A 20603-nucleotide genomic window follows, 5' to 3' on the forward strand; every position below is an offset into this window, starting at 1 on the left:
GCTGTGCTCACCGCCCCGTCCAAACCGGCCTGCGCTTTTCGTTGAACGACGCCAGGCCTTCCTTCGCATCCTCGGTCTGCGCCACCAGCGTGATCTGGCCTTCCATGTAGGCGATGGCCTGTTCGAAGCCCATGGCTTCGATGGCCGCTTCGGCGTACTTGCCGCGGCGGATGGCGGTGGGGCTCTTGTCGACCAGGCGGGCCAGCAGCCAGTCGACCCTGGCATCCAGTTCGGCCGCGGGCACCGCATGGTTCAGCAGGCCGTTGGCGCGCGCCTCGGCGGCGCTGAAGGGCTCGCCGGTCAGGCACCACTCGCGCAGGATGCGCGGCGCCACCAGGCGCTTCATCAGCGTCAGCACCTGCATCGGGTACAGGCCCACCTTCACCTCGGGCAGGCCGAACAGCGCATGGTCGGCGGCCACGGCCAGGTCGGCCATGCACAGCAGGCCCATGCCGCCGGCCATGCAGGTGCCGTTGATGCGCGCCACGATGGGCAGCGTGGCGGCGTGGGCCTCGCGCAGCAGGTTGGCGTAGTCGCTGTCGGGGCGCGCGAAGTCGAAGACGAAGCCCTGGCCGGGCTGCAGGTCGCCACCGGCGCAAAAGGCCTTGTCGCCCGCGCCGGTGATGACGATGGCGCGCACCGCCCCATCCTTCTCAGCCTGAGCCTGCGCCTGGCGGATGCCGGCGCGCAGGCCCTCGATCACGCTGGCGCGCAGCGCGTTGCGCTTGTCGGGGCGGTTGATGGTGAGCCACAGCGCCTGGCCGCGGGTCTCGATCAGCACATCGCTCGGGTTCTCGCTCATGGCGCGTGGCTCCTGCGGATCAAGCGGCTGGGGCGGCTTGGGCGGCTTGGGGGGGCGTGGCGGCCTCGGCCGTCACCTCGATCACCACGCGCTGCGCGGCCACCTGCTCACCCACGCCCACGGCCAGCAGCGTGATGCGACCGGCCACCGGGGCCACGTGCACATGTTCCATCTTCATGGCCTCCAGCGTCAGCAGCGGCTGGCCGGCCTGCACGCTGTCGCCTTCGGTCACCAGCACGGCCACCACGCGGCCGTTCATCGAGGCGCGCACCTTGCCATCACCCCCCGCCCCGCCCTGGCGCTGGGCCACCGCGCGGGTGTGGTCGGCCACGTCATACGGCTGGCCGCGAAAGTGCATCAGCAGGCGTGCGCCGTCGCGGTGATAGGCCACCGCCTCCACCACGCCGTCGAGTGACACGCGCAGCCGGTGCGGGGCGCTGTCCACCCGCTGCAGCGCGCGTTCGGTGCCGTCGATCTGGGCGGTGAACTCGTTGGGGCCCAGCTGGGTGAGTGCCGCGGCATGCGTGGCCCCACCCAGGCTGTAGCGCAGGCCCAGCGGCAGCGTGTGCGTGAGGCGGCGCTCGCTGTGGCGGCGCGTGCCGTCGTGCGCGGTTTCGGCCAGCAGCAGCGCGGCCACGGCCGCGGCATCGCGCAGCGTGGCGGGCTCAGTGCGCAGCAGTTCGGCCTGGTGGCTGCCGATGAAGGCGGTGGTGGCGCCGCCCGCCGCAAACACCGGGTGCGCCAGGCAGCGCGCCAGAAACACCTGGTTGGTGGTGACGCCCAGTGCCACCAGATCGTGCAGGCCGTTGATCAGCCGGCGGCGCGCTTCATCCCGCGTGCGGCCGTGGGCCACCAGCTTGGCGATCATCGAGTCGTAGAACGGTGGCACCTCCACGCCCGACACCAGCGCATGCTCCACGCGCAGCGCCTCGGGCGCATGCCACAGCGCCATGTGCCCGCTTTGCGGCATGAAGCCGGCATCCACATCCTCGGCACACAGCCGCACCTCGATGGCATGGCCTGAGAAGCGCACATCGGCCTGGGTGAGCGGCAGCGGCTCGCCGGCAGCCACGCGCAGCTGCAGTTCCACCAGATCGAGCCCGGTGATGGCCTCGGTGACCGGGTGCTCCACCTGCAGCCGGGTGTTCATCTCCATGAAGAAGAAGTTGCCGTCGCGGTCGAGCAGAAACTCCAGCGTGCCGGCGCCCTCGTAGGCGATGGCTTTCACGGCCTTCACCGCCACCTCGCCCATGCGCGCACGCAGCCCGGCGTTCACGGCCGGGCTGGGGGCTTCTTCCACCACCTTCTGGTGGCGGCGCTGCACCGAGCAATCACGCTCGCCCAGGTGGATGGCCTGGCCATGGCGGTCGGCAAAGATCTGGATCTCGATGTGGCGCGGCTCGAGGATGGCGCGCTCCAGGATCACCTCGGGGTCGCCGAAGGCGTTTTGCGCCTCGCTCTGCGCGCTGGCCAGCGCGGCGGCAAAGTCGGCCGCGCTGCTCACCAGGCGCATGCCGCGGCCGCCACCGCCGGCCGTGGCCTTGATCATCACCGGATAGCCGATGCGGCCGGCCTCGGCGGCCAGGCGCTCGGGGCTCTGGTCTTCACCCTGATAGCCGGGGATGCAGGGCACACCGGCATCCATCATCAGCTGCTTGGCGCCGGCCTTGTGGCCCATGGCGCGGATGGCATCGGGCGAGGGGCCGATGAACCTCAGGCCGGCGTCGCGGCAGGCCTGTGCGAAACCTTCGTTCTCGGCCAGGAAGCCGTAGCCGGGGTGCACGGCATCGGCGCCGGTGCGCTGGGCGGCTTCAATGATCGCCTCGATGCGCAGATAGCTCTGGCGCGGCAGTGGCGCGCCGATGCACACCGCCTGGTCGGCCTCGCGCACATGGCGGCTGTGGGCGTCGGCGGTGGAATACACCGCCACCGTGCGATAGCCCAGCGCCCGCGCGCTGCGGATCACGCGCAGCGCGATCTCGCCGCGGTTGGCGATCAGGATCTTGTGGAAGGGCGTGGCGGTGGTCATGGGCGGTCTCGTCGTCTTGGCGCGGGCGGTTTACTTGGGGAACGTGCCCATGTATTTGCACAAAATTTGGAGCATGACTTCGTCAGCCCCGCCGCCAATGCTGGCCAGGCGCGTGTCGCGGTAGAAGCGCGAGATCAGGCTGTCGTTCATGTAGCCCATGCCGCCCCAGAACTGCAGGCAGCCGCTCACCACCTCGCGCACCACGCGGCCAGCCTTGAGCTTGGCCACGGTGGCCAGGCGCGTGGCGTCGCGGCCGGCCACCACGTCTTCCACGCAGTTCCAGGCCAGGGCGCGCACGCATTCCACGTCGGCGTGCATCTCGGCCAGCTTGTAGTGGATCCACTGGTTGTCGAGCAGGGCGCGGCCGAAGGCCTTGCGCTCGCGGGTGTACTCGATGGTCATGTCGATGCAGCGCTGGGCACCGCCCATCGCGTTGAGCGCACCCCACAGGCGCTCGATCTGGAACTGCTCCATCTGGTAGCTGAAGCCCAGGCCCTCGTCGCCGATGCGGTGGTGCTGCGGCACGCGCACCTCGTCGAAGAACAGCTGCGCGGTGTCGGACGAGTCCATGCCCATCTTGCGCAGCTTGCGCGCCACCGAGACACCGGGCGTGTCCATCGGCACGATGATCAGGCTCTTGTTGCGGTGCGGTGCGCCGTCGCTGGTATTGGCCAGCACGCAGCACCAGTCGGCCTGCGTGCCATTGGTGGTCCACATCTTGCCGCCGTTGATGATGTAGTCGCCACCGTCCTTGCGTGCGGTGGTCTTGACCGAGGCCACATCCGAGCCGCTGCCCACCTCGGAGACCCCCAGGCAACCCACCCGGTCGCCGGCAATGGCCGGGGCCAGGAACTCGCGGCGCAGGGCGTCGCTGCCGCGGCGGGCCAGGGCCGGCGTGCACATGTCGGTCTGCACGCCGATGGCCATCGGAATGCCGCCGCAGTTGATGCCCGACAGCGCCTCGGCCAGCACCGCGGCGTAGCTGTAGTCGAGCCCTGCGCCGCCAAACTCCACCGGCTTGTCCAGGCCCAGCAGGCCCAGCTCGCCCATCTGCTTGAACAGCTGGTGCGCCGGAAACGTCTCGGCCTCTTCCCACGCGTCCACATGCGGGTTCACCTGCTCGGTGATCCAGCGCTGGATGGTGGCGCGCAGCTGCTCGTGTTCGTGGGTGAGTTGCATGGGGGTCTCCGATCAGGTTCAGGGGCGCGCCACGGCAAACTGCATGGCTTGCGGCCGGCGGGCTTCGGCCTCGCGGCAGGTGGCCAGCACCTTGCTGAGCACGGCGCGGGTGTCGCGCGGGTCGATCACGCCATCGTCGAGCAGGCGCGCGCTGGTGGTGAACACGCTCATCTGGCTGTCGAAGCGGTCGATGATCTGCTTGCTCAGCGCCTCGAGCTTGGCGGTGTCGACCTCGCCCTTGCGGCGCATGGCGGCCTCGGTGACCATCACCATGGTGCCGGCGGCCTGCTCGCCGCCCATCACCGCCGTCTTGGCATTGGGCCAGCTGAAGCAAAAGCGCGGCGCAAACCCGCGGCCACACATGCCGTAGTTGCCGGCACCGAACGAGGCGCCGCAGTAGATCGTGATCTGCGGCACCGTGGCATTGGTCACCGCCTGGATCATCTTGCTGCCGTGCTTGATGATGCCGTTCTCCTCGTAGCTCTTGCCCACCATGAAGCCGGTGGTGTTGTTGAGGTAGACGATGGGCGTCTTGCTCTGGCAGCAGGCCTGGATGAAGTGGGTGGCCTTGGTGGCGCCGGCGGGGTCGATGGGGCCGTTGTTGGTGATGATGCCCACCGGCCAGCCTTCGATCTTGATGTGGCCGCACACGGTGGCGCTGCCGTAGTTCTCACCAAACTCCAGGAACTCGGAGTCATCAGCAATGCGCGCGATCACCTGCTTCATGTCCACCGGGCGCTTGTGGTCGGCGGGCATGATGCCCAGCAGCTCTTCGGCGTCGTGGCGCGGCGGCTTGTAGCGGCGCTGGGGCGCCACGATCTCGGCCGGCAGATCGCGGTTCCAGTCGATCTGGCCCATGATCTCGCGCGCAATGCGGATGCCGTCGCGGTCGTCCTCGGCCAGATAGTCGCCCAGGCCCGAGATGTGGGTGTGCATCTCGGCGCCGCCCAGTTCTTCTTCGGTGGCAATCTCGCCGGTGGCCGCCTTCAGCAGCGGCGGGCCGGCCAGAAAGGCGCGTGAACGGCCGCGGATCAGGATGATGTAGTCGGACAGGCCGGTTTGATAGGCGCCACCGGCGGTGGACGAGCCGTGCGTGACGGTGATCACCGGCAGGCCGGCGGCCGACATGCGCGCCAGGTTGCGAAAGCTGGCGCCACCGCGGACGAAGTCTTCCACGCGGTAGGCCAGCAGGTTGGCGCCGGCGCTTTCCACCAGCTGCACCAGGGGCAGCTTGTTCTCCAGCACCAGCTCCTGCACGCGCAGGGTCTTGTCCAGGCCCATGGGCTGCAGCGCGCCGGCATCGATGCCCGAATCCGACGCCACCACCATGCAGCGGATGTCGCTGACAAAGCCGATGCCCGCCACCATGCCGCCGCCGGGCGCGGTCTTGTCAGGATCGGGATGGTCCATGCCGTAGCCGGCCAGCGTGGCCAGCTCCAGGAACGGCGTGCCAGGATCGAGCAGCAGCGAGACGCGCTCGCGCGGCAGCAGCTGGCCGCGCTTTTCAAATCGCTCACGCGAGGCGGCTGACTTGGCCCGGGTGCGCGCCTCGGCCGCCCGCACACGGCCCAGCAGGGCCAGCATGGATTCGCGATTGGCCTGGAAGCTCTCGCTCGTGGTGGACAGGGTGGACTCGATGTGGGCCATGGGTGCCGATGCCGGTGTGGATTGCCGGTGGCAGGTTATGGGCGCTGCGGCTGTGCGTCTTGCGGAGAGTGGCTGATGGTTGTGCGTCTTGCTTGTGCCTCTTTGCTTGCGCTGATTTGTGCCCGCCGGCCGAGGCCGCCGGGTGGCATGCGCGACCGGCCGAGGCCGCCGGGTGGCCGGTCGGCTCCATGTCCCCCGCCGGCGTGCTCCCGCACACCGGCTCCTCCTTTACTTACGCCGACCGGCCACCCGACGTCCTCGGCCTACTCCACCGTTTCCGCATGCTGCGGGCATGCCAAGGTGTTGGCAGCTATGGGCATCGCCGCCTACGGGGGATTTGGGACCGAGAACGTGTTCGGTGATTCGGCCAGGCCGTGCGCGGGCATTGGGCTCAGATCCAGCAGACCAAGGCCGACGCGCCGTACCTGATGTACGACGCGGTCGGCGATGCGGACACGCGGCCCGAGCACGCGGCCTGGGACGGCCTGGTGCTGCCGGCCGATGCCCCGTGGTGGAGCACGCACTACCCGCCCAACGACTGGGGCTGCCGGTGCGGTGTGATCCAGCTCAGCGCCGACCAGGTGCAGCGCCTGGGCAAGGACGGGCCTGACACCGCGCCGGCGGACAAGCTGCGTGAGTGGACGAATCCGCGCACCGGTGCCATCGAGATGGTGCCGGCCGGCGTGGGCCCGGGCTGGGCGTATGCACCTGGTGCTAGCCGTGGCGACGAATTGCGCGATCAGCTGGCGCAGAAGGAGCAGGCGTTCCGAGATGGCCGGTGATGGCGCGAGCGTGAAGGTCACCGACGACGGCGTGCGGCGTGCGATGGAGCGCATGCGCCTGGGCATGCCGCTGGGCGGCAGCATGCTGCCGGCCATGCAGCAGATCGCGCGGGCAATGGTGACCGGCGCACAGATGCGGTTTCGCATGCAGACGGCGCCGAATGGCCAGCCGTGGTCGAAGAGCTACCGCGCGCGCACTGAGGGCGGCCAGACGTTGAGCATGTCGCGCCGGCTGCGCAACTCGATCAACGGTCAAGCCACGGGCCACTCGGCCACGGTGGGCACCAACGTGGTCTATGCCGCGATCCACCAGTTTGGGGGAGTGATCCGCGCAAAGGCGGGGCCCTTCCTGGCGATTCCGGTGACGCCCGCAGCACGGGCCGCGGGCAGCCCGCGGAGCATGGAGGGACTGCATGTGGCGCAGACGCTGAAGGGCCAGTTCATCTTGGTGGACAGCAAAGGACAGACCCACTTTCTGCTGCGCCGCCAAGTGAAGATCCCGGCGCGGCCGTTCCTGGGTGTGAGCGGGAGCGATGCGGCCGAAATCATCCGCATTGGCGAACAGCACTTGATGAAGCGGTGGAAGGGGTGACGGCCTCGGCCACGAAAAGAACAGGGCGACCGCCACGGTGTGCGACCACCGGGACGGCCACCTTGCCGCAGCGCATGCCTGCAGCTCAGCCAAGGCCCTGCCACCTCTGCAGAGGCGGGCCGATTCTGGATTGCAATGGCTACTCCGATGATCCCTTGGATAGGTGGCAAGCGCCGCCTGGCAGACAAGATCCTGCCCCTGCTCGCTGACCACGAGCATTCCTGCTACGTCGAGCCCTTCTGTGGCGCGGCAGCACTGTTCTTTTTGAGAGAGCGCCGCACAAAGGTCGAGGTGCTCAATGACATCAATGGCGATTTGGTGAATCTCTATCGGGTGGTGCAGCACCACCTCGAGGAGTTCGTTCGGCAATTCAAATGGGCGCTTTCTTCTCGGCAGGTGTACGAGTGGGCCCAAATGACCAGCCCGGAGACGCTGACCGACATCCAGCGAGCGGCGCGGTTCTTTCTCCTGCAGAAGCTGGGCTTCGGCGGCAAGGTAGAGGGGCGCTCGTTTGGCACCGCCACCACGACGCCGGCCCGGCTCAACCTGCTGCGCATCGAGGAGGATCTGAGCCAGGTGCACCTGAGGCTCAACGGCGTGTTCATCGAGCACCAGCCGTGGGACGTGTGCATCGAGCGCTACGACCGGGCGCACACCATGTTTTTCCTCGACCCGCCCTACTGGGCCGTGGAGGGCTACGGCGTGCCGTTCGGCATCGAGCAATACGAGCGGATGGCGGCGCTGATGCGGTCGATCAAGGGCCGCGCGGTGGTGACCGTCAACGACGTGCCGGAGATGCGCCGGGTGTTCGACGGCCTGGCCATGACCAAGACGGCGATCACCTACTCGGTGGCGGCGGATCCGGGCAAGCGCAAGCCGACCGGGGAACTGATCATCCGCAGCTGGCGTTAGCCTGCGGGGTGTACCAGCGGGCGCGAATAGAGGCCCTAGGCGCGTCGATCAGGATTCGGGCGGGGATGGTATCTCCCGCCCGGAGATCGGGGCGCCTGCGGCCATCTGGCGGGCCGGTCTGGGCCGCTGGAAGTGTTGCGCGGGGTCACACTTCGGTTTTTCGGCCGGGGAGGGGCCCTCATAGGTGGAGGGGGTGGGGCGCCGCAACACTTCGGCGCAACACTTCGGCGGCGCATGGATTGGGGCTCAAGGGCCCGTCACCCTGGCGTCACAGGTGGATCACAGGATTTCGGCGCAACACCTCGTCCGCCACACTTCCCGCAGATCAAGCGCCGGTCGAAGTGTGGCGGCGCCCGATCCCCCGATCCGGACTAAGTGCCTGATTCTTCAGGCCTTCCCGCCCCATCCCACCCATTCCCGCCCGTTCCCGGTTCTCCCCCAGAGCAGGTGCGGGTTCACACATGGCCTGGCTTGCACCCAACCCAGCAAGCCAAAGCCAAAGCCAAAGCCAAAGCCAAAGCCAAGGCCAAAGCCAAAGCCAAAGCCAAAGCCAAGGCTAAAACCAGTCAATGCCGAAGCGAAGCCCGGAACTTCGGCAACAGAGAAGAAGGCTGATAACTCAGCTTCGTCCGCCGGAAGTTCTCCAACCCCAGGTCCTGCTCGAAGTTCATCCAGTCCACCGGCCAGGGCGATTGCACCGCAAAGTGATGGAACAGCAGCTGCGAGATGCCCTTGAAGCGCGCCAGCCCCTTGGCAAAGCGGATCACCGCCACGCCCGGCTGCAGCAGCTCACCCAGCACAAAACCGGCCGGCTCGCCATCGGCCCAGGCGATGTGGCCGGCCAGGCCCAGCTCGGCCGCCAGAGACAAGGCCTCGCGGCAGGGCAGATCGTCGGCATCACCCGGGGCCTTGCCCTTGTCGGCGGTCCAGCCCGCCAGCACGGCCAGCGCCGCCTGCTGATGGCGCGCATCGGCAGCGTCATACGCCACCACCTGCAGCGCATGCGCCGCACGGCACTGCTTCATCAGGTTGCGCTTCTTCTGCAGCGCCGTGCCGCGGTAGTGGCGGAAGTGCTCGGCCGGGTAGAGGTAGTCGGCATCGTCGCGGTGGGCGTCGATGGTCCAGTGCAGAGGATCGAGCGAACGCGCCTCGGCTTCCGTCAATGGAAACAAGGCCGCATGCCCCGCCATCAGGTCGCGCAACACCTCGGCCGGCGCAGCTTGCGGCGCAAACAGCGGCAGCAGATGGCGTTGGCCGTCGTAGGTGAGCCCGCTGATGGCCGGCCAGTCGCCATCCACAAAGCGGTAGTCATGCACCCGGCGGAACAGCCACAGGTTGGCATAGGACAGATCGGCAATCGCCCGCTCGCCCAGGCCTGCCAAGCGCGCAGCCAGCAGCGGGGCCAGGCGCGGCGCCAGCGCCAGCGTCAGCGGCACGCCGATGCCGGCGGCCGGCACGGCAGCGCCCTGCCCGCTCCGGCTCACGCCCTGGCCCGCTGGACGCTCACTCGGCAGGCTGGGTTCTCGCCCGCGTGCGCACGCCGGCGGCCGGGCCATCGGCCGGCGGGCCGGCAAAACACTGGGCAATGGCGGTCCAGGCCTCGGCGCCAGCCCCCGCCCATTGCAGCGCGGTGTCGTGGCGGTGGCGGCGCTGGGTGACCAGCAGCGCAAAATCCATCGCCGGGCCGCGCACAAAGTCGGTGGCCGAGGGCTCGCCCCAGGCCCACAGGCTGCCATCCGGCGCGGCAAGTTCCACATAGGGCACCGGCTGCGGCACCTCGCGCTTGCGGTTCACGAAGGTCCAGCCATAGGTGGTGACGCCCAGGTGGCAGATGTGCTTGAGCCCCGGGCTGGCGCCGCGAGAACGTCCCACCAGAGGGCCCAGCGCATCCCAGATGTCCTGGCCATGGGCCCAGGTTTCCATCAGGCGCGCGGTGGCAAAGCTGCGCGCGCTCATCGGCGGGCCATACCAGGGCAGGCGGGCCTTGGGGTCCAGCGGGCGCAACTGGGCCACCAGGGCTTCGAAGCGCTGTCGCCACTGGGCCAGCAGCGCGGCGCCGTCCAGGTGGCCGAAGGTCTCGCGCGCGATGGTGCTGATCTCCTTGCCCTGGGCCTGCTCGGCCATCAACGTCTTGACGCCGGCCAAAAAGGCCTCGGCATCGGTGCAGCTCTGCAGCGCGGTGTGGTCAAAGTAGGCCAGGTGGGCGATTTCGTCCCACGGCGTCCAGCCGTAGAAATCGGTCACCACGCGCCATTGCGCGGGGCTCAGCGTGGCGCAGAAGTCGGCCAGTGCGCGGTACTCGCCCAGCAGGTCGTCGCAGGTGTGTTGCATGGTTCAAAAGCCCCGATCACAAGCCAAGCTGCTTGGCGGCCAGATCCTTCATGATCTCCTCGCTGCCGCCGCCGATCATCATCACCTTCACCTCGCGGTAGATGCGCTCGCTCTTGGTGCCGCGCATGAAGCCCATGCCACCCAGGATCTGCACCGCCTGGTCGGCGCAGAACTGCATGGCCTGCGTGGCCAGGATCTTGGCCATGCAGATGCGCGCCACCATCTGCGCGGGCTCGCCCACCTTGTGCTCGAGCCGCCAGCTCAGCTCGTAGATCTGGCTGCGCGCGGCGTCGATCTTCATGGCCATGTCCACCAGCTTGTGGCGGATCACCTGGCGCTGCACCAGCGGCTGGCCGAAGGTGTGGCGCTCGCGCGCCCAGGCCACGGCTTCTTCGAGGCACACCTGGGCATAGGCGCAGGCCTGCGCGGCCATGCCCAGGCGCTCGCTGTTGAAGTTGTTCATGAAGACCATGAAGCCGCGGTTCTCCTGCCCCAGCAGCTGGCCCACCGGCACACGCACGTTGTCAAAGCGCAGGTGGGCGGTGTCGCTGGCCCACCAGCCCATCTTCTGGAGCGCGGTGCGCGACAGGCCCGGTGAATCGCCGGCAATGGCCAGGGCCGAGACACCGCCGGCGCCGGGGTTGGTCGGATCGGTGCGCACCGCCACAGTGAACCAGTCGGCGCGCATGCCCGAGGTGATGAACACCTTCTCGCCATTCACCACGTAATGCTCGCCATCGCGGATGGCGGTGGTCTTGAGCGCCGCCACGTCCGAGCCGCCGCCGGGCTCGGTGACGGCCAGCGCGGCGATCTGCTGGCCGGCCAGCACCGGCGGGATCACGCGGGCCTTGAGCGCCTCGCTGCCCCAGGCGGCGATGGGCGGCAGGCCGATGCTGTGCGACATCAGCGACGCACTCACGCCGCCGCAGCCCGAGCGCGCCAGTTCTTCGCTGGCTACCAGGTGGTAGAAGATGTCGGTGGGCGTGCCGCCGTACTGCTCGGGGTAGCCCATGCCCAGCAGGCCCAGCGCGGCGGCCTTCTGGTAGAGCGCGCGCGGAAAGCTCTCGGCCTCGTCCCAGTCGTTGCAGAAGGGCGTGATCTCGCGCGCCACGAACTCGCGCAGCGTGGCGCGAAAACTCTCGTGCTCGGGCGTGAAGCAGTGCGGCAGCGGGGTGAAGTCGAGCATCGGGGTCGGTCGGGGCTGGCGTAGGGGCAGGCGGCAGGGTCGGGCCACCGGGTCGGAAAAAACGGGTCGCGTGGGGTTGGCCACCGGTGCGGGCCGCGGGCCGCGGGCAATCGATGATGGTTCAGCGCTTGGCGCAGCGTCTTGCGTTATCTGGCTGATGGCTGGCGCACCAGCCGCGGCAGCAGTTCGGCCAGGTGGATGCCGGCGGCGGCCGCGGCGCTCAGGCTGGCGGCGTGGGCCGGGGCCGCCCCTGGCGGGCCGTCGGCCAGCGGCACATGGCCGGCGCAGGGCACGCCCAGGGCCTGGCTCACCAGCGCCAGTTCGCCAGCGCCGTGCAGCGCTGTGGCCGGCCCGGCGGCCGGCGGTGGCCATGGCCCACCGGTGGCCAGCCAGGCCACCGGCCGGGCACCCTGTTCGGCCACGGCCAGCCGTGCGCGCTGCGCTGCGCCGGGGGTCAGGCGCACGCACAGCAGCAGCGGCAGGTGCAGGCGCCGGGCCATGCGCGCCAGCAGTGGCCCGGTGGCCGGGGCGCCTTCGGCCACCGCTGGCGAAAGCCAGCCGCCGATGCCCGCCACCACCACCGCATCGGCCCAGGTGGCCAGCACCTGGAAGGCCTCGCGCACCGGCTGGGCACGCAGGCCCGGCCCATCGGCGCTGGCCGCCACGCGCGCCGCACCCGGGCCGCTGGCCGGCCGTTGCGCCGGCAGCACGAAGGGGCACACCGCATGCGCCGGCAGATGAAACGAGGCCGCGGCCGCCAGCCGCGCCACGCGCGCGCTGTGCAGGCCGCCACCCGGGGCGGGCAGGCCGTCGCAGGCCAGCGGGGTCATGGCGGCCACGGTGCCGCCCAGGCCACGCAGGCGGTGCACCAGGGCCAGGGCGGCCTCGTCTTCGCCATCGTCGGGGCCCAGGCCGCTGACCAGGCAGCTCAGCGGCGCCGAGGCCATGCCGCGGCCGCTGGCGGGTGCCTGCGCAGCAAGGCCGGAATGGGCGGGCGCCACCATGGTGCGGCCATCGTGGCGATGGCGGTGCCCTGGCGTCTTGCGGCCAGTGGCTGTGCCGGCTTGGCGAAAACGCCATGCCGGCGGCGCCGCGGCCCGGCTCAGCCAGTGCACACAAGCCATGCCGCGCACGGCTTGCTAGCCTGTGCGCATCGGGTGCATTGCCCGGCCACCGGAGAGCAGCGCATGCCAGCCCAGCCAGACAAGATCGTCCGCATCGGCGGCGCCTCGGGCTTCTGGGGCGACAGCATGGTGGGCGCGCCGCAGCTGGTGAACGCGGGCGGCGGCGAGGTGCCCGACATCGACTACCTGGTGTTCGACTACCTGGCCGAGACCACCATGGCCATCCTGGCCTCGGTGCGGGCACGCAAGCCCGAGATGGGCTATGCCACCGACTTCGTCGACATCGCAATGAAGGCCGTGCTGCCCGAGGTGATGCGGCGCGGCATCAAGGTGGTGGCCAATGCCGGCGGCATCCACCCGCAGGGCTGTGCCGCGGCGCTGCAGGCGCTGGCCGACAGCCTGGGCCTGGCGCCGCGCATTGCCGTGGTGGAGGGCGATGATGTCTCGGCCCAGATGCCGGCGCTGCGCGCGGCCGGCGTGACCGACATGTTCAGCGGCGCGGCGCTGCCCGAGAAGGTGCTCTCGGCCAATGCCTACCTGGGCGCGTGGCCGGTGGCCCAGGCGCTGGCCGCGGGGGCCGACATCGTGATCACCGGCCGCGGCGTCGACAGCGCGGTGACGCTGGGCCCGCTGATCCACGAGTTCGGCTGGTGCGCCGACGACTACGACCGCCTGGCCGGTGGCAGCCTGGCCGGCCACATCATCGAATGCGGCTGCCAGGCCACCGGCGGCCTGCACACCGACTGGCAGGCCGTGCCCGACTGGGCGCACATCGGCTACCCCATCATCCACTGCCGTGCCGATGGCAGCTTCGAGCTCACCAAGCCCGCCGGCACCGGCGGTGCCGTGCTGCGCGCGGCAGTGGCCGAGCAGCTGCTGTACGAGATCGGCGACCCCGGTGCCTATCAGCTGCCCGACGTGTGCTGCGACTTCCGCCAGGTGCACATCGAGCAGCTGGATGCCGGGCGGGTGCGCGTGAGCGGCGCACTGGGCCGCGCGCCGGGCCGGCAGTACAAGGTTTCGGCCACGCAGATGAGCGGTTGGCGCTGCGCCGGCAGCATGGTGATCATCGGCATCGATGCGGCGTCCAAGGCACTGCGCACCGGCGAGGCCATGATCGAGCGCACCCGCGGCATCCTGAAGAGCCTGGGCCTGCCCGACTTCAGCCACAGCGCCATCTCGCTGCTGGGCGCCGAGACCCTGTACGGCCCGCATGCCCGCACCGGCCAGGTGCGCGAGGCCTGGCTGCGCGTGGTGGTCGATCACCCGATGAAGGCCGCGCTCGAGATCTTTGCGCGCGAGGTGGCGCCGGCCGGCACCAGCTGGTCGCCCGGCACCACCGGTCCGGGCGGTGGCCGGCCCGCGCCCTCGCCGCTGATCCAGCCGTTCTCGTTTCTGCTCGACAAGGCGGCCGTGCCGGTGCACTGGCGCATCGGCGCGCAGCAGGGCGTGGTGGCGCTGGCCGATGGCGGCGTCACGCCCGCGGCCCCGGCCCTGCCGGCGCCCGCAGCCTGGCGCGAGCCCGACGAGCCGCAGGTGCTGGTGCCGCTGCTGAAGCTGGCCTGGGCGCGCAGCGGTGACAAGGGCAACATCGCCAACATCGGCCTGATCGCGCGCCGGCCCGAATGGCTGCCGCTGCTGTGGGACCGCATCACGTCCGAGGTGGTGGGCCGCTACTTTGCGCACCTGGTGCTGGGCCGGGTGGAGCGCTTCCACCTGCCCGGCATCGACGCGATGAACCTGCTGATGCACGAGGCGCTGGACGGTGGCGGCCCGGCCAGCCGGCGCATGGACCCGCTGGGCAAGGGCATCGGCCAGATGCTGCTCGATCTGCCGGTGGCGGTGCCGCAGTCGCTGGCCGCCGGGCTGTAGCCGGCCGCGGCGCGGCCGGGCGACATGGCCCTGCCCGGGCGGGCAGGCGCTCAGACACCCAGGCGGGCAGGCACCCGGGCGGGCAGGCGCTCAGGCGCTCAGGATCCAGCCCTCCAGCGCATCCACCCCGGCCGGCAGGCCGTATCCGGGCTGGGTGCTGGCCCAGGCGGCCTGCATCAGGCACAGCACGGCGTCCAGTGTGTCGCCGCGCGCATCGGCGGCCAGGGCGTCGCGCTGCGCCGCGCTGAGCTTCAGGCGCAGGCCCAGCGCGCTGCGGCCCTGCTCCAGCGCCTCGACGATGTCCTTGCGCGCGATCAGGCGCTCGGGCGTCTGCCTGGCGGCGGTGTCGCTCTTGTAGCTGCGGGTGCCGATCAGCGCCCGTGCCAGCAGGCCCGGGTAGGCCTCCAGCGCCTGGCGGTCGGCCGCCGGCGCCACCGGCCCGTGGGCCGGAAAGCCCACGCCGGCCGCGCGCAGCAGCGGCACGCCGGCATGCAGCATCCAGGCCACGGGCGGGTTCACCCACTTCATGCTGGGGCTCGATCCGGCCGGGCCATCGGTGGCGCGGTGGGCAAACTTGGCGCCCACCGGGCGCGCATGGCAAAAGGCCGCAAAGGTCTCGCGCAGCTGCTCGCGCGGCTGGGCGGCGTAGTGGTCCATGCAGGCGGCCCAGTCGCCGGGCCAGCCAAGCTGCAGCACCAGCTCGCGCGGCAGGCCGAACGGCAGATCAAAGCCGCCCAGCCAGGGGCCGGGCTGCTGCAGCCAGTCGCCAAAGGCCGCCAGCGTGGCAAAGCGCTGCACGCCGTCCAGCCGCAGCACCGCGCCCAGGCGCGTGCCCTGGGCCATCACGATGGGTTTGGCGCGGCTGGGCGCGCTGGAGAAGTCGACGCCGATCAGCGCCGCAGGTGGGTGGTTCATCGGCCCGATTGTCGGGCGCGGCACTGCGCTTCACAGCGCCTCACAGCGCCAGCAGCATCACCCCCAGCGCGATGCAGGCCGCACCGGCCAGGCGCGCGCGGCGGTCGCCCTCGCCCAGCAGCTTGCCGCCGATCAGCGCGGCGAACAGCATCGACACCTCGCGCGCCGGCGCCACATGCGACAGCGGCGCCAGTTGCACCGCGTACAGCACCAGCACATAGGCCAGCGGGCTCACCGCGCCCATCAGCAGCACCGCGCGCCAGTTGCGCCGGCCCTCGGCCAGAAAGCCGGCGCGGTCGGCCAGCGCACGCGGGCCCAGCACCGGCAGGCGCAGCAGGTTGCCGAGGTAGTCGAGCACGATGGGCGAAATCAGCGCCACCTTCACCGCATAGCCGTCGATCACCGTGTAGACCGCGATCAGCAGCCCGGTCAAGCCGCCCCAGCGCAGGCCGGCCAGCACGCGACTGCGCTGCGCGGCCGCGTGGCGGCGCGCCAGCAGGGCCGGGCCGCCGGCGATCAAGAACACGCCGGCGCACACGCCCAGCACACCGGCCGCGCCGCGGGCGCTGAGCGTCTCGCCCAGCAGCAGCACCGCGCCGGCCGCCGCCACCAGCGGCCCGGTGCCACGCGCCACCGGGTACACCACGGTCAGATCGGCCCGGCGGTAGCCGGTCAGCAGCACCTGGAAGTACGCCACATGCACCAGGCCGCTGGCCAGGATCAGCGCCCATTCGCGCCAGCTGAAGCCGGGCGCATGCTGCCAGGTCAGCCACAGGCCCAGCGGTGCCCACAGCAGGCTCACCGCCAGCGCCGACCACAGCGCAAAGTGCGGCCCGCCATCGGCCCGCTTGGCCACGATGTTCCAGCCCGCGTGCAAAAGCGCGGCCACCAGGATCAGCGCCAGCGCGGTCAAGGGCATGGGGCGGCATTGTCGGTGCTGGCGCTACAGTGCCCGGCACACTGCTTGATCCACTGCCCCGCCCCTCTACCCCGCCCCTCTACCCCGCCCCATTGCCGTGACGCCCCACAACCCCGACCTCGTGCACCTGCTGCGCGGCCCCGCGCTCGAATCCTTTCACCGCGGGGCCCTGGCCATCGTGGATGCCGGCGGCGCCGTGTGGCGCAGCAGCGGCGACATCGACCGGCCGGTGTTTCCGCGCTCGGCCAACAAGGTGCTGCAGGCGCTGCCGCTGGTGGCCAGCGGCGCGGCCGAGGCCTTCGGCCTCAGCGATGCCGAGCTGGCCCTGGCCTGCGCCTCGCACAGCGGCGAGCCGGCGCATGTGGCCACGGCCGCCGGCGTGCTGGCCAAGGCCGGGCTGGGTGCGCAGGCGCTGGAATGCGGCACCCACTGGCCGCGCGACGAAGCGGTGCTGAAGGCCCTGGCCCGCAGCGGCCACGAGGCCAGTGCGCTGCACAACAACTGCTCGGGCAAGCATGCCGGCTTCGTGTGCGTGGGCTGCCTGATGGCGCGCGCCGCCGGCCGCGAGCCGGGCGAGTTCACACGCGGCTACCTGCGCCCCGATCACCCGGTGATGCGCGAGGTGACGGCCGCAGTGGCTGCCACCACCGGCTGCGATCTGGCGCGCGCGCCGATGGGCACCGATGGCTGCGGCATCCCCACTTTTGGCGTGCCGCTGCGCGCGCTGGCGCTGGCCTTTGCCCGCGTGGCCAGCGGCCAGGGCCTCTCAGCCGGGCATGCGCGCGCCGCCCTGCGCCTGCGCCAGGCGGTGGCGGCCTCACCGTTCCATGTGGCCGGCACGGGTCGCTTCGACACCCGCGTGATGCAGCGCCTGGGCGAGCGCGTGTTCTGCAAGGTGGGTGCCGAGGGCGTGTACTGCGCGGCCCTGCCTGAGGCCGGCCTGGGCGTGGCCATCAAGCTCGACGACGGCAACACCGCGCGTGCCGCCGAGGTGGTGATGGCCGCCGTGATCGCGCGCCTGGTGCGGCTGGACGATGCCGAGCGCGGCTTCGTGCAGGGCCTGGCCGATGTGCCGCAGCGCAACTGGGCCGGCACCGAGGTGGGCCGGCTGCAGGCCAGCCCGGCGCTGCAGGCGGCGCTGGCCTGACGGCTGACGGCTGACGGCGAGAACGCCAGAACGCCCGAACGCCCGAACGCCGGCGCGGCCTGTCCCCGCCGCGGCTTTGACGCCGCCCGGGCCTACGCGCCGGCCAGGCGGCCCAGCCACTCGTGCAGCGCGTAGACGCTGCGCTGCAGCCCCTCTACCGAGGGCATGAAGTCGCCCGCGGCCAGTGGCCCGGCCGGCGGCACGGCCATCGGCGCCGGCAGCAGTGCCAGGCGCACGCCCTGGCGCTGCATGGCGCGCTCAAAGCCGGCCAGCGCGCGGCGCTGGTGCATGTCGTGCGTCACCAGCACGATCTGCGTGATGCCGGCCTGGCTGAGCAGGGCCACGGTGAACTGGGCGTTCTCGGCGGTGTCGCGCGAGCGGTCTTCGCGCCAGCGCAGGCGCACGCCCAGGTCGCGCTCGGCCACGCGGGTGGCCGCGGCGGCCTCGGTTTCACCGGGGTCGACGCCGGGCGCCAGGCCGCCGCTGAAGGCCAGCGGCAGCCCGGTGCGGCGCGCCAGCCAGGCGCCGTAGCGCAGGCGCTCGGCGGTCAGCGGCCGCAGGTCGGGCACGCCGTACTCAGGCGCCGGATCGCGGCGGCCGGCCCCCAGCACCACGATGGCGGTGCTGCGGGCGCCCTTCAGGGCCAGCACCTGCGCGTCGGTCAGCGGTGGCGGCGGCGTGGTCAGCCAGCGCGCCAGGCCCAGGCCCACGGCCGGCAGGCACAGCAGCCACATCGACACCAGGCCCAGCACCACCAGCGCGCGGGCCAGCCGCGGCCGGCGCCGCCACAGCAGCAGGCCCAGCAGGGCCAGCAGCAGCGGCGAGGCCGGTGGCAGCAGCAGCTTGCCGGCCAGGCCCTTGAGGGCATGCAGGTTCAGTGCGGCGATCAGATCATTGGGTGACACGGCAGGGGGCGGTCGGCAAGGGCAGCGCATGCTACCCGCAGGCCTGTTGGCTGGCCCTGGCTGGCGCTGGCTGGCCCTGGTTGGTGCTGGTTGGTGCTGGCCGGCGCGGCGGGTGCCCTGCCCCGCCTATGGCTCGCCCAGGCCGAGGGCGCGTGCCACCACGCGCCAGTCGATCAGCTTGAAGTTCTGCGGGCCTTCGGGCGCGCGCTTGTGGCCGTCCTGCATCACCAGCAGGCCCTGCGGATAGGCCGCACCGAGCGCCGCGCCGCTCACGTCCAGGCCATCGGTCTCGGACACGCCGTCGATGCCGGCACCGGCGTTGTGGCCCACGCGCAGTGCGCCGCGCACGCGGTAGGGCGGCTGGGCCTCGAGCACCACCACGCTGTGGTTGCCCTGGCTGGAGGCCACCAGCCAGCGCGCCGGCTGGCCCGGTGCGCCGGGGTACAGCGCCAGGCCTTCCACATCGGCCTGCAGCACGCCGCCCGCGCCACCGACCCGCAGCACCTCGGTCAGCCGCGGCTGCGGGCTGCGGTCGGCCAGGTCCAGCGCCCAGATGCCGCGGTCTTCCTCGCCGATGAACAGGCGCTGCGCGGCATCGTCGGCCACGCAGCCCTCGGGCTGGCTGGCCATGGCCAGGCGCTGCACCACATCGGCCACGATGCGCCCGCCCTCCATGCGCAGCGCCAGGCGGTGGATGCGGCCGTCCTTGTCGTTGGCAATGGCCTCCAGGCCACCGGCCGGCGGCTGGTGCAGGCACAGGCCGTACAGGTCATCCAGGCCGCTGGGCAGGCGCGCACGCTCGCTGAAGCGGCCCTCGGCATCGGCCTCGAAGACCACCAGCGCACGCGCGTCGCGGTGCGTGGCCAGGGCCAGGTCGCGCGGGCGGTCGTCGCCGGGCAGGCGCACGCGCTGGCGCAGGTCCACGTTGTTGAGCCGGCCCACCGGCAGGCGCTGCAGCTCGCGGCCGTCCAGCGCGTAGACCATCAGGCCTTCGCGCTTGTTGGTGCCCAGCACGCGCGAGCGTTCGGGCGCCGCCGGGTGCACCCAGATCGCGGGGTCGTCGGCAGCGTCGCCGGCCTGGTGCACCGGCTCGGTCTGCGCGCTGGGGGCCACCACCGGCAGCGCCGGCGGCAGGCCTTGTGCGGCCGTGCCCGCCCAGTGCAGCGCCCGGGCCTGCCAGGCGGCCTTGGGCGTGCTGCGCCAGGCCAGCTGCCAGCCGCCGGCGGCGGGGGCATCGCCTGTGGCGCGTGGCAGCGCCAGCAGCTGCGGCTCGTCGCTGTCGGCCGCGCGGGGCACGGCCAGCGGCTTGCCGCTGCGCACCCAGGCCGGCTGGCCATCGGCGCTGCGCTGGCGCGCCAGCAGGTGCAGCTGGCCGGCCCGTGCATCCAGCACCGCCAGGCCGCCGGGCAGCAGGGCCAGGGCCGGATCGGCATCGCGCAGCGGGCCCAGCGGCTGCTGGGCCAGCAGCAGGTGGCGCTGCGGCATGCCTTCCGAATCGGCCCGCAGCGCCCACAGGCCCACGCCGGGCTCGTGGGCGTGCAGCCAGCCGCCGGCGTCATCGACCACGCAGCGTTCCAGGCCTGGCGGCAGGGCCAGGGTGCGCAGGCGCAGCGCCGGCTGGCTGCCCTGGGGGATTGGCGTGCCTTGCGGGCCTTGCGACCCTGGCGCGCCTTCGCTGCCTGCCGCGCGATCACGCAGCAGCCACTGCTCGGCCAGGCCCTCGTCGCCCACCAGGAACACCTGGTCGGCGCCCTGCGCATCGCGGTACAGGCACAGCGTGCTCACGCGAAAGGCCGGCGATGGCAGCAGCGGCTGCGGCTCGGCCAGGCGCATCCGGGCCAGATCCACCCCCACGCCCAGCGTGCGCTGGCTGTCGGCATCGAGCAGCACGGCGCGCACCTGGCCGGCGGGGCCGGCGCGCCAGTCCATCGCGCTGGCGCGCAGGGCCAGGCGGGCGCGCTCGGTGCCGTTGGCGTCGTGCAGGCGCAGCGCGCGCTTGTCGAGTGCCAGCCAGGCGCCGCCGGGCAAGGCGGCCAGGGCCTCGGTGCGGCCGATGGCGGCGGGCACGGCAGCGGCACTGGCCGTGGCCACGGCAGCATCCACCGCCGCCGCGCCGGGCTGGGCCGCCAGCGCGGCGCGGGTGGGGCCCAGGGTGGCGGCCAGCAGCGCCGCGCAGAACAGCGCACGGCGCAGCATCGCGCCAGGCACAGGGCCAGCACAGGCAACCAGGCGCCGGCCGCGGCCGCGGCAAGGCTTGGACG

General features: G+C 71.6%; 17 protein-coding genes. 5 read left to right on the forward strand and 12 right to left on the reverse strand.

The genetic code is table 11. The features are described 5' to 3' along the window. Positions 1–7: 7 nt before the first annotated feature. From N4G63_RS23690 to N4G63_RS23705, 4 genes are read right to left on the reverse strand one after another with little or no spacing between them, the layout of a single operon-like run. Positions 8–802, reverse strand: coding sequence for an enoyl-CoA hydratase/isomerase family protein (locus tag N4G63_RS23690; protein WP_260790223.1), 795 nt, complete (start codon positions 800–802; stop codon positions 8–10). A 19-nt stretch (positions 803–821) separates the two neighbouring features. Continuing rightward, positions 822–2831 carry an acetyl-CoA carboxylase biotin carboxylase subunit gene (locus tag N4G63_RS23695; protein WP_314600397.1) on the reverse strand — a complete coding sequence of 670 codons (2010 nt, stop codon included), beginning with the start codon at positions 2829–2831 and terminating at the stop codon, positions 822–824. A gap of 30 nt (positions 2832–2861) precedes the next feature. Continuing rightward, the gene (locus N4G63_RS23700) at positions 2862–4010 is read right to left on the reverse strand and encodes an acyl-CoA dehydrogenase family protein (RefSeq protein ID WP_260790086.1); all 1149 of its coding nucleotides are present in this window, start codon (positions 4008–4010) and stop codon (positions 2862–2864) included. Positions 4011–4028: 18 nt separating this feature from the next. Beyond that, entirely contained in the window at positions 4029–5657 is a 1629-nt protein-coding gene (locus tag N4G63_RS23705; protein WP_314600398.1) for an acyl-CoA carboxylase subunit beta, read from the reverse strand. A gap of 374 nt (positions 5658–6031) precedes the next feature. Here N4G63_RS23705 and N4G63_RS23710 point away from each other — a divergent pair, with 374 nt between their 5' ends. The 3 genes from N4G63_RS23710 to N4G63_RS23720 all read left to right on the forward strand — a co-directional run bounded on the left by N4G63_RS23710 (position 6032) and on the right by N4G63_RS23720 (position 7943). Then, a complete protein-coding gene (locus N4G63_RS23710) occupies positions 6032–6439 on the forward strand; it encodes a phage head morphogenesis protein (protein ID WP_260790088.1) in 408 nt (135 codons plus the stop codon). 10 nt (positions 6440–6449) lie between these two features. Beyond that, positions 6450–7031, forward strand: coding sequence for a phage virion morphogenesis protein (locus N4G63_RS23715; RefSeq protein ID WP_260790089.1), 582 nt, complete (start codon positions 6450–6452; stop codon positions 7029–7031). Between the two features lie 135 nt (positions 7032–7166). After that, the gene (locus tag N4G63_RS23720; protein ID WP_260790090.1) at positions 7167–7943 is read left to right on the forward strand and encodes a DNA adenine methylase; all 777 of its coding nucleotides are present in this window, start codon (positions 7167–7169) and stop codon (positions 7941–7943) included. Positions 7944–8509: 566 nt separating this feature from the next. Here the strand turns inward: N4G63_RS23720 and N4G63_RS23725 are convergent. The 4 genes from N4G63_RS23725 to N4G63_RS23740 form a co-directional block, all read right to left on the reverse strand. Beyond that, entirely contained in the window at positions 8510–9400 is an 891-nt protein-coding gene (locus N4G63_RS23725; RefSeq protein WP_260790091.1) for a phosphatidylglycerol lysyltransferase domain-containing protein, read from the reverse strand. A gap of 46 nt (positions 9401–9446) precedes the next feature. Further along, a complete protein-coding gene (locus N4G63_RS23730; RefSeq protein WP_260790092.1) occupies positions 9447–10274 on the reverse strand; it encodes a TIGR03084 family metal-binding protein in 828 nt (275 codons plus the stop codon). A gap of 16 nt (positions 10275–10290) precedes the next feature. Beyond that, complete coding sequence (locus N4G63_RS23735; protein ID WP_260790093.1) at positions 10291–11460, reverse strand: acyl-CoA dehydrogenase family protein; 1170 nt, start codon at positions 11458–11460, stop codon at positions 10291–10293. Positions 11461–11606: 146 nt separating this feature from the next. Continuing rightward, the gene (locus tag N4G63_RS23740) at positions 11607–12464 is read right to left on the reverse strand and encodes a hypothetical protein (protein WP_260790094.1); all 858 of its coding nucleotides are present in this window, start codon (positions 12462–12464) and stop codon (positions 11607–11609) included. Positions 12465–12647: 183 nt separating this feature from the next. Here N4G63_RS23740 and N4G63_RS23745 point away from each other — a divergent pair, with 183 nt between their 5' ends. Continuing rightward, positions 12648–14456, forward strand: coding sequence for an acyclic terpene utilization AtuA family protein (locus N4G63_RS23745; RefSeq protein ID WP_260790095.1), 1809 nt, complete (start codon positions 12648–12650; stop codon positions 14454–14456). 90 nt (positions 14457–14546) lie between these two features. On the opposite strand, the gene N4G63_RS23750 is transcribed toward N4G63_RS23745, so the two are convergent. Together N4G63_RS23750 and N4G63_RS23755 are read right to left on the reverse strand one after the other, a co-directional pair. Next, positions 14547–15371 carry a DUF429 domain-containing protein gene (locus N4G63_RS23750; protein WP_314600399.1) on the reverse strand — a complete coding sequence of 275 codons (825 nt, stop codon included), beginning with the start codon at positions 15369–15371 and terminating at the stop codon, positions 14547–14549. Between the two features lie 40 nt (positions 15372–15411). After that, positions 15412–16290: an EamA family transporter gene (locus tag N4G63_RS23755; protein WP_260790097.1), complete on the reverse strand. Its 879-nt coding sequence runs from the start codon at positions 16288–16290 to the stop codon at positions 15412–15414. Positions 16291–16387: 97 nt separating this feature from the next. Here N4G63_RS23755 and N4G63_RS23760 point away from each other — a divergent pair, with 97 nt between their 5' ends. Further along, on the forward strand, positions 16388–17437 hold the full coding sequence (locus N4G63_RS23760) for an asparaginase (protein WP_260790098.1): 1050 nt from the start codon (positions 16388–16390) through the stop codon (positions 17435–17437). Positions 17438–17529: 92 nt separating this feature from the next. On the opposite strand, the gene N4G63_RS23765 is transcribed toward N4G63_RS23760, so the two are convergent. Together N4G63_RS23765 and N4G63_RS23770 are read right to left on the reverse strand one after the other, a co-directional pair. Further along, entirely contained in the window at positions 17530–18342 is an 813-nt protein-coding gene (locus N4G63_RS23765; RefSeq protein ID WP_260790099.1) for a YdcF family protein, read from the reverse strand. Positions 18343–18468: 126 nt separating this feature from the next. Then, on the reverse strand, positions 18469–20538 hold the full coding sequence (locus N4G63_RS23770; RefSeq protein WP_260790100.1) for a phytase: 2070 nt from the start codon (positions 20536–20538) through the stop codon (positions 18469–18471). Positions 20539–20603 lie beyond the last annotated feature (65 nt).

This window comes from Aquabacterium sp. OR-4, assembly GCF_025290835.2.
Classification (GTDB): domain Bacteria; phylum Pseudomonadota; class Gammaproteobacteria; order Burkholderiales; family Burkholderiaceae_C; genus Pseudaquabacterium.

What these genes read in the sequence shown, in the direction of transcription:
- N4G63_RS23690 (WP_260790223.1), bottom strand. Translation starts at nt 802, where the DNA reads ATGAGCGAGAACCCGAGCGATGTGCTGATCGAGACCCGCGGCCAGGCG.
- N4G63_RS23695 (WP_314600397.1), bottom strand. Translation starts at nt 2,831, where the DNA reads ATGACCACCGCCACGCCCTTCCACAAGATCCTGATCGCCAACCGCGGC.
- N4G63_RS23700 (WP_260790086.1), bottom strand. Translation starts at nt 4,010, where the DNA reads ATGCAACTCACCCACGAACACGAGCAGCTGCGCGCCACCATCCAGCGC.
- N4G63_RS23705 (WP_314600398.1), bottom strand. Translation starts at nt 5,657, where the DNA reads ATGGCCCACATCGAGTCCACCCTGTCCACCACGAGCGAGAGCTTCCAG.
- N4G63_RS23720 (WP_260790090.1), top strand. Translation starts at nt 7,167, where the DNA reads ATGGCTACTCCGATGATCCCTTGGATAGGTGGCAAGCGCCGCCTGGCA.
- N4G63_RS23730 (WP_260790092.1), bottom strand. Translation starts at nt 10,274, where the DNA reads ATGCAACACACCTGCGACGACCTGCTGGGCGAGTACCGCGCACTGGCC.
- N4G63_RS23735 (WP_260790093.1), bottom strand. Translation starts at nt 11,460, where the DNA reads ATGCTCGACTTCACCCCGCTGCCGCACTGCTTCACGCCCGAGCACGAG.
- N4G63_RS23740 (WP_260790094.1), bottom strand. Translation starts at nt 12,464, where the DNA reads ATGGTGGCGCCCGCCCATTCCGGCCTTGCTGCGCAGGCACCCGCCAGC.
- N4G63_RS23745 (WP_260790095.1), top strand. Translation starts at nt 12,648, where the DNA reads ATGCCAGCCCAGCCAGACAAGATCGTCCGCATCGGCGGCGCCTCGGGC.
- N4G63_RS23750 (WP_314600399.1), bottom strand. Translation starts at nt 15,371, where the DNA reads ATGAACCACCCACCTGCGGCGCTGATCGGCGTCGACTTCTCCAGCGCG.
- N4G63_RS23755 (WP_260790097.1), bottom strand. Translation starts at nt 16,290, where the DNA reads ATGCCCTTGACCGCGCTGGCGCTGATCCTGGTGGCCGCGCTTTTGCAC.
- N4G63_RS23770 (WP_260790100.1), bottom strand. Translation starts at nt 20,538, where the DNA reads ATGCTGCGCCGTGCGCTGTTCTGCGCGGCGCTGCTGGCCGCCACCCTG.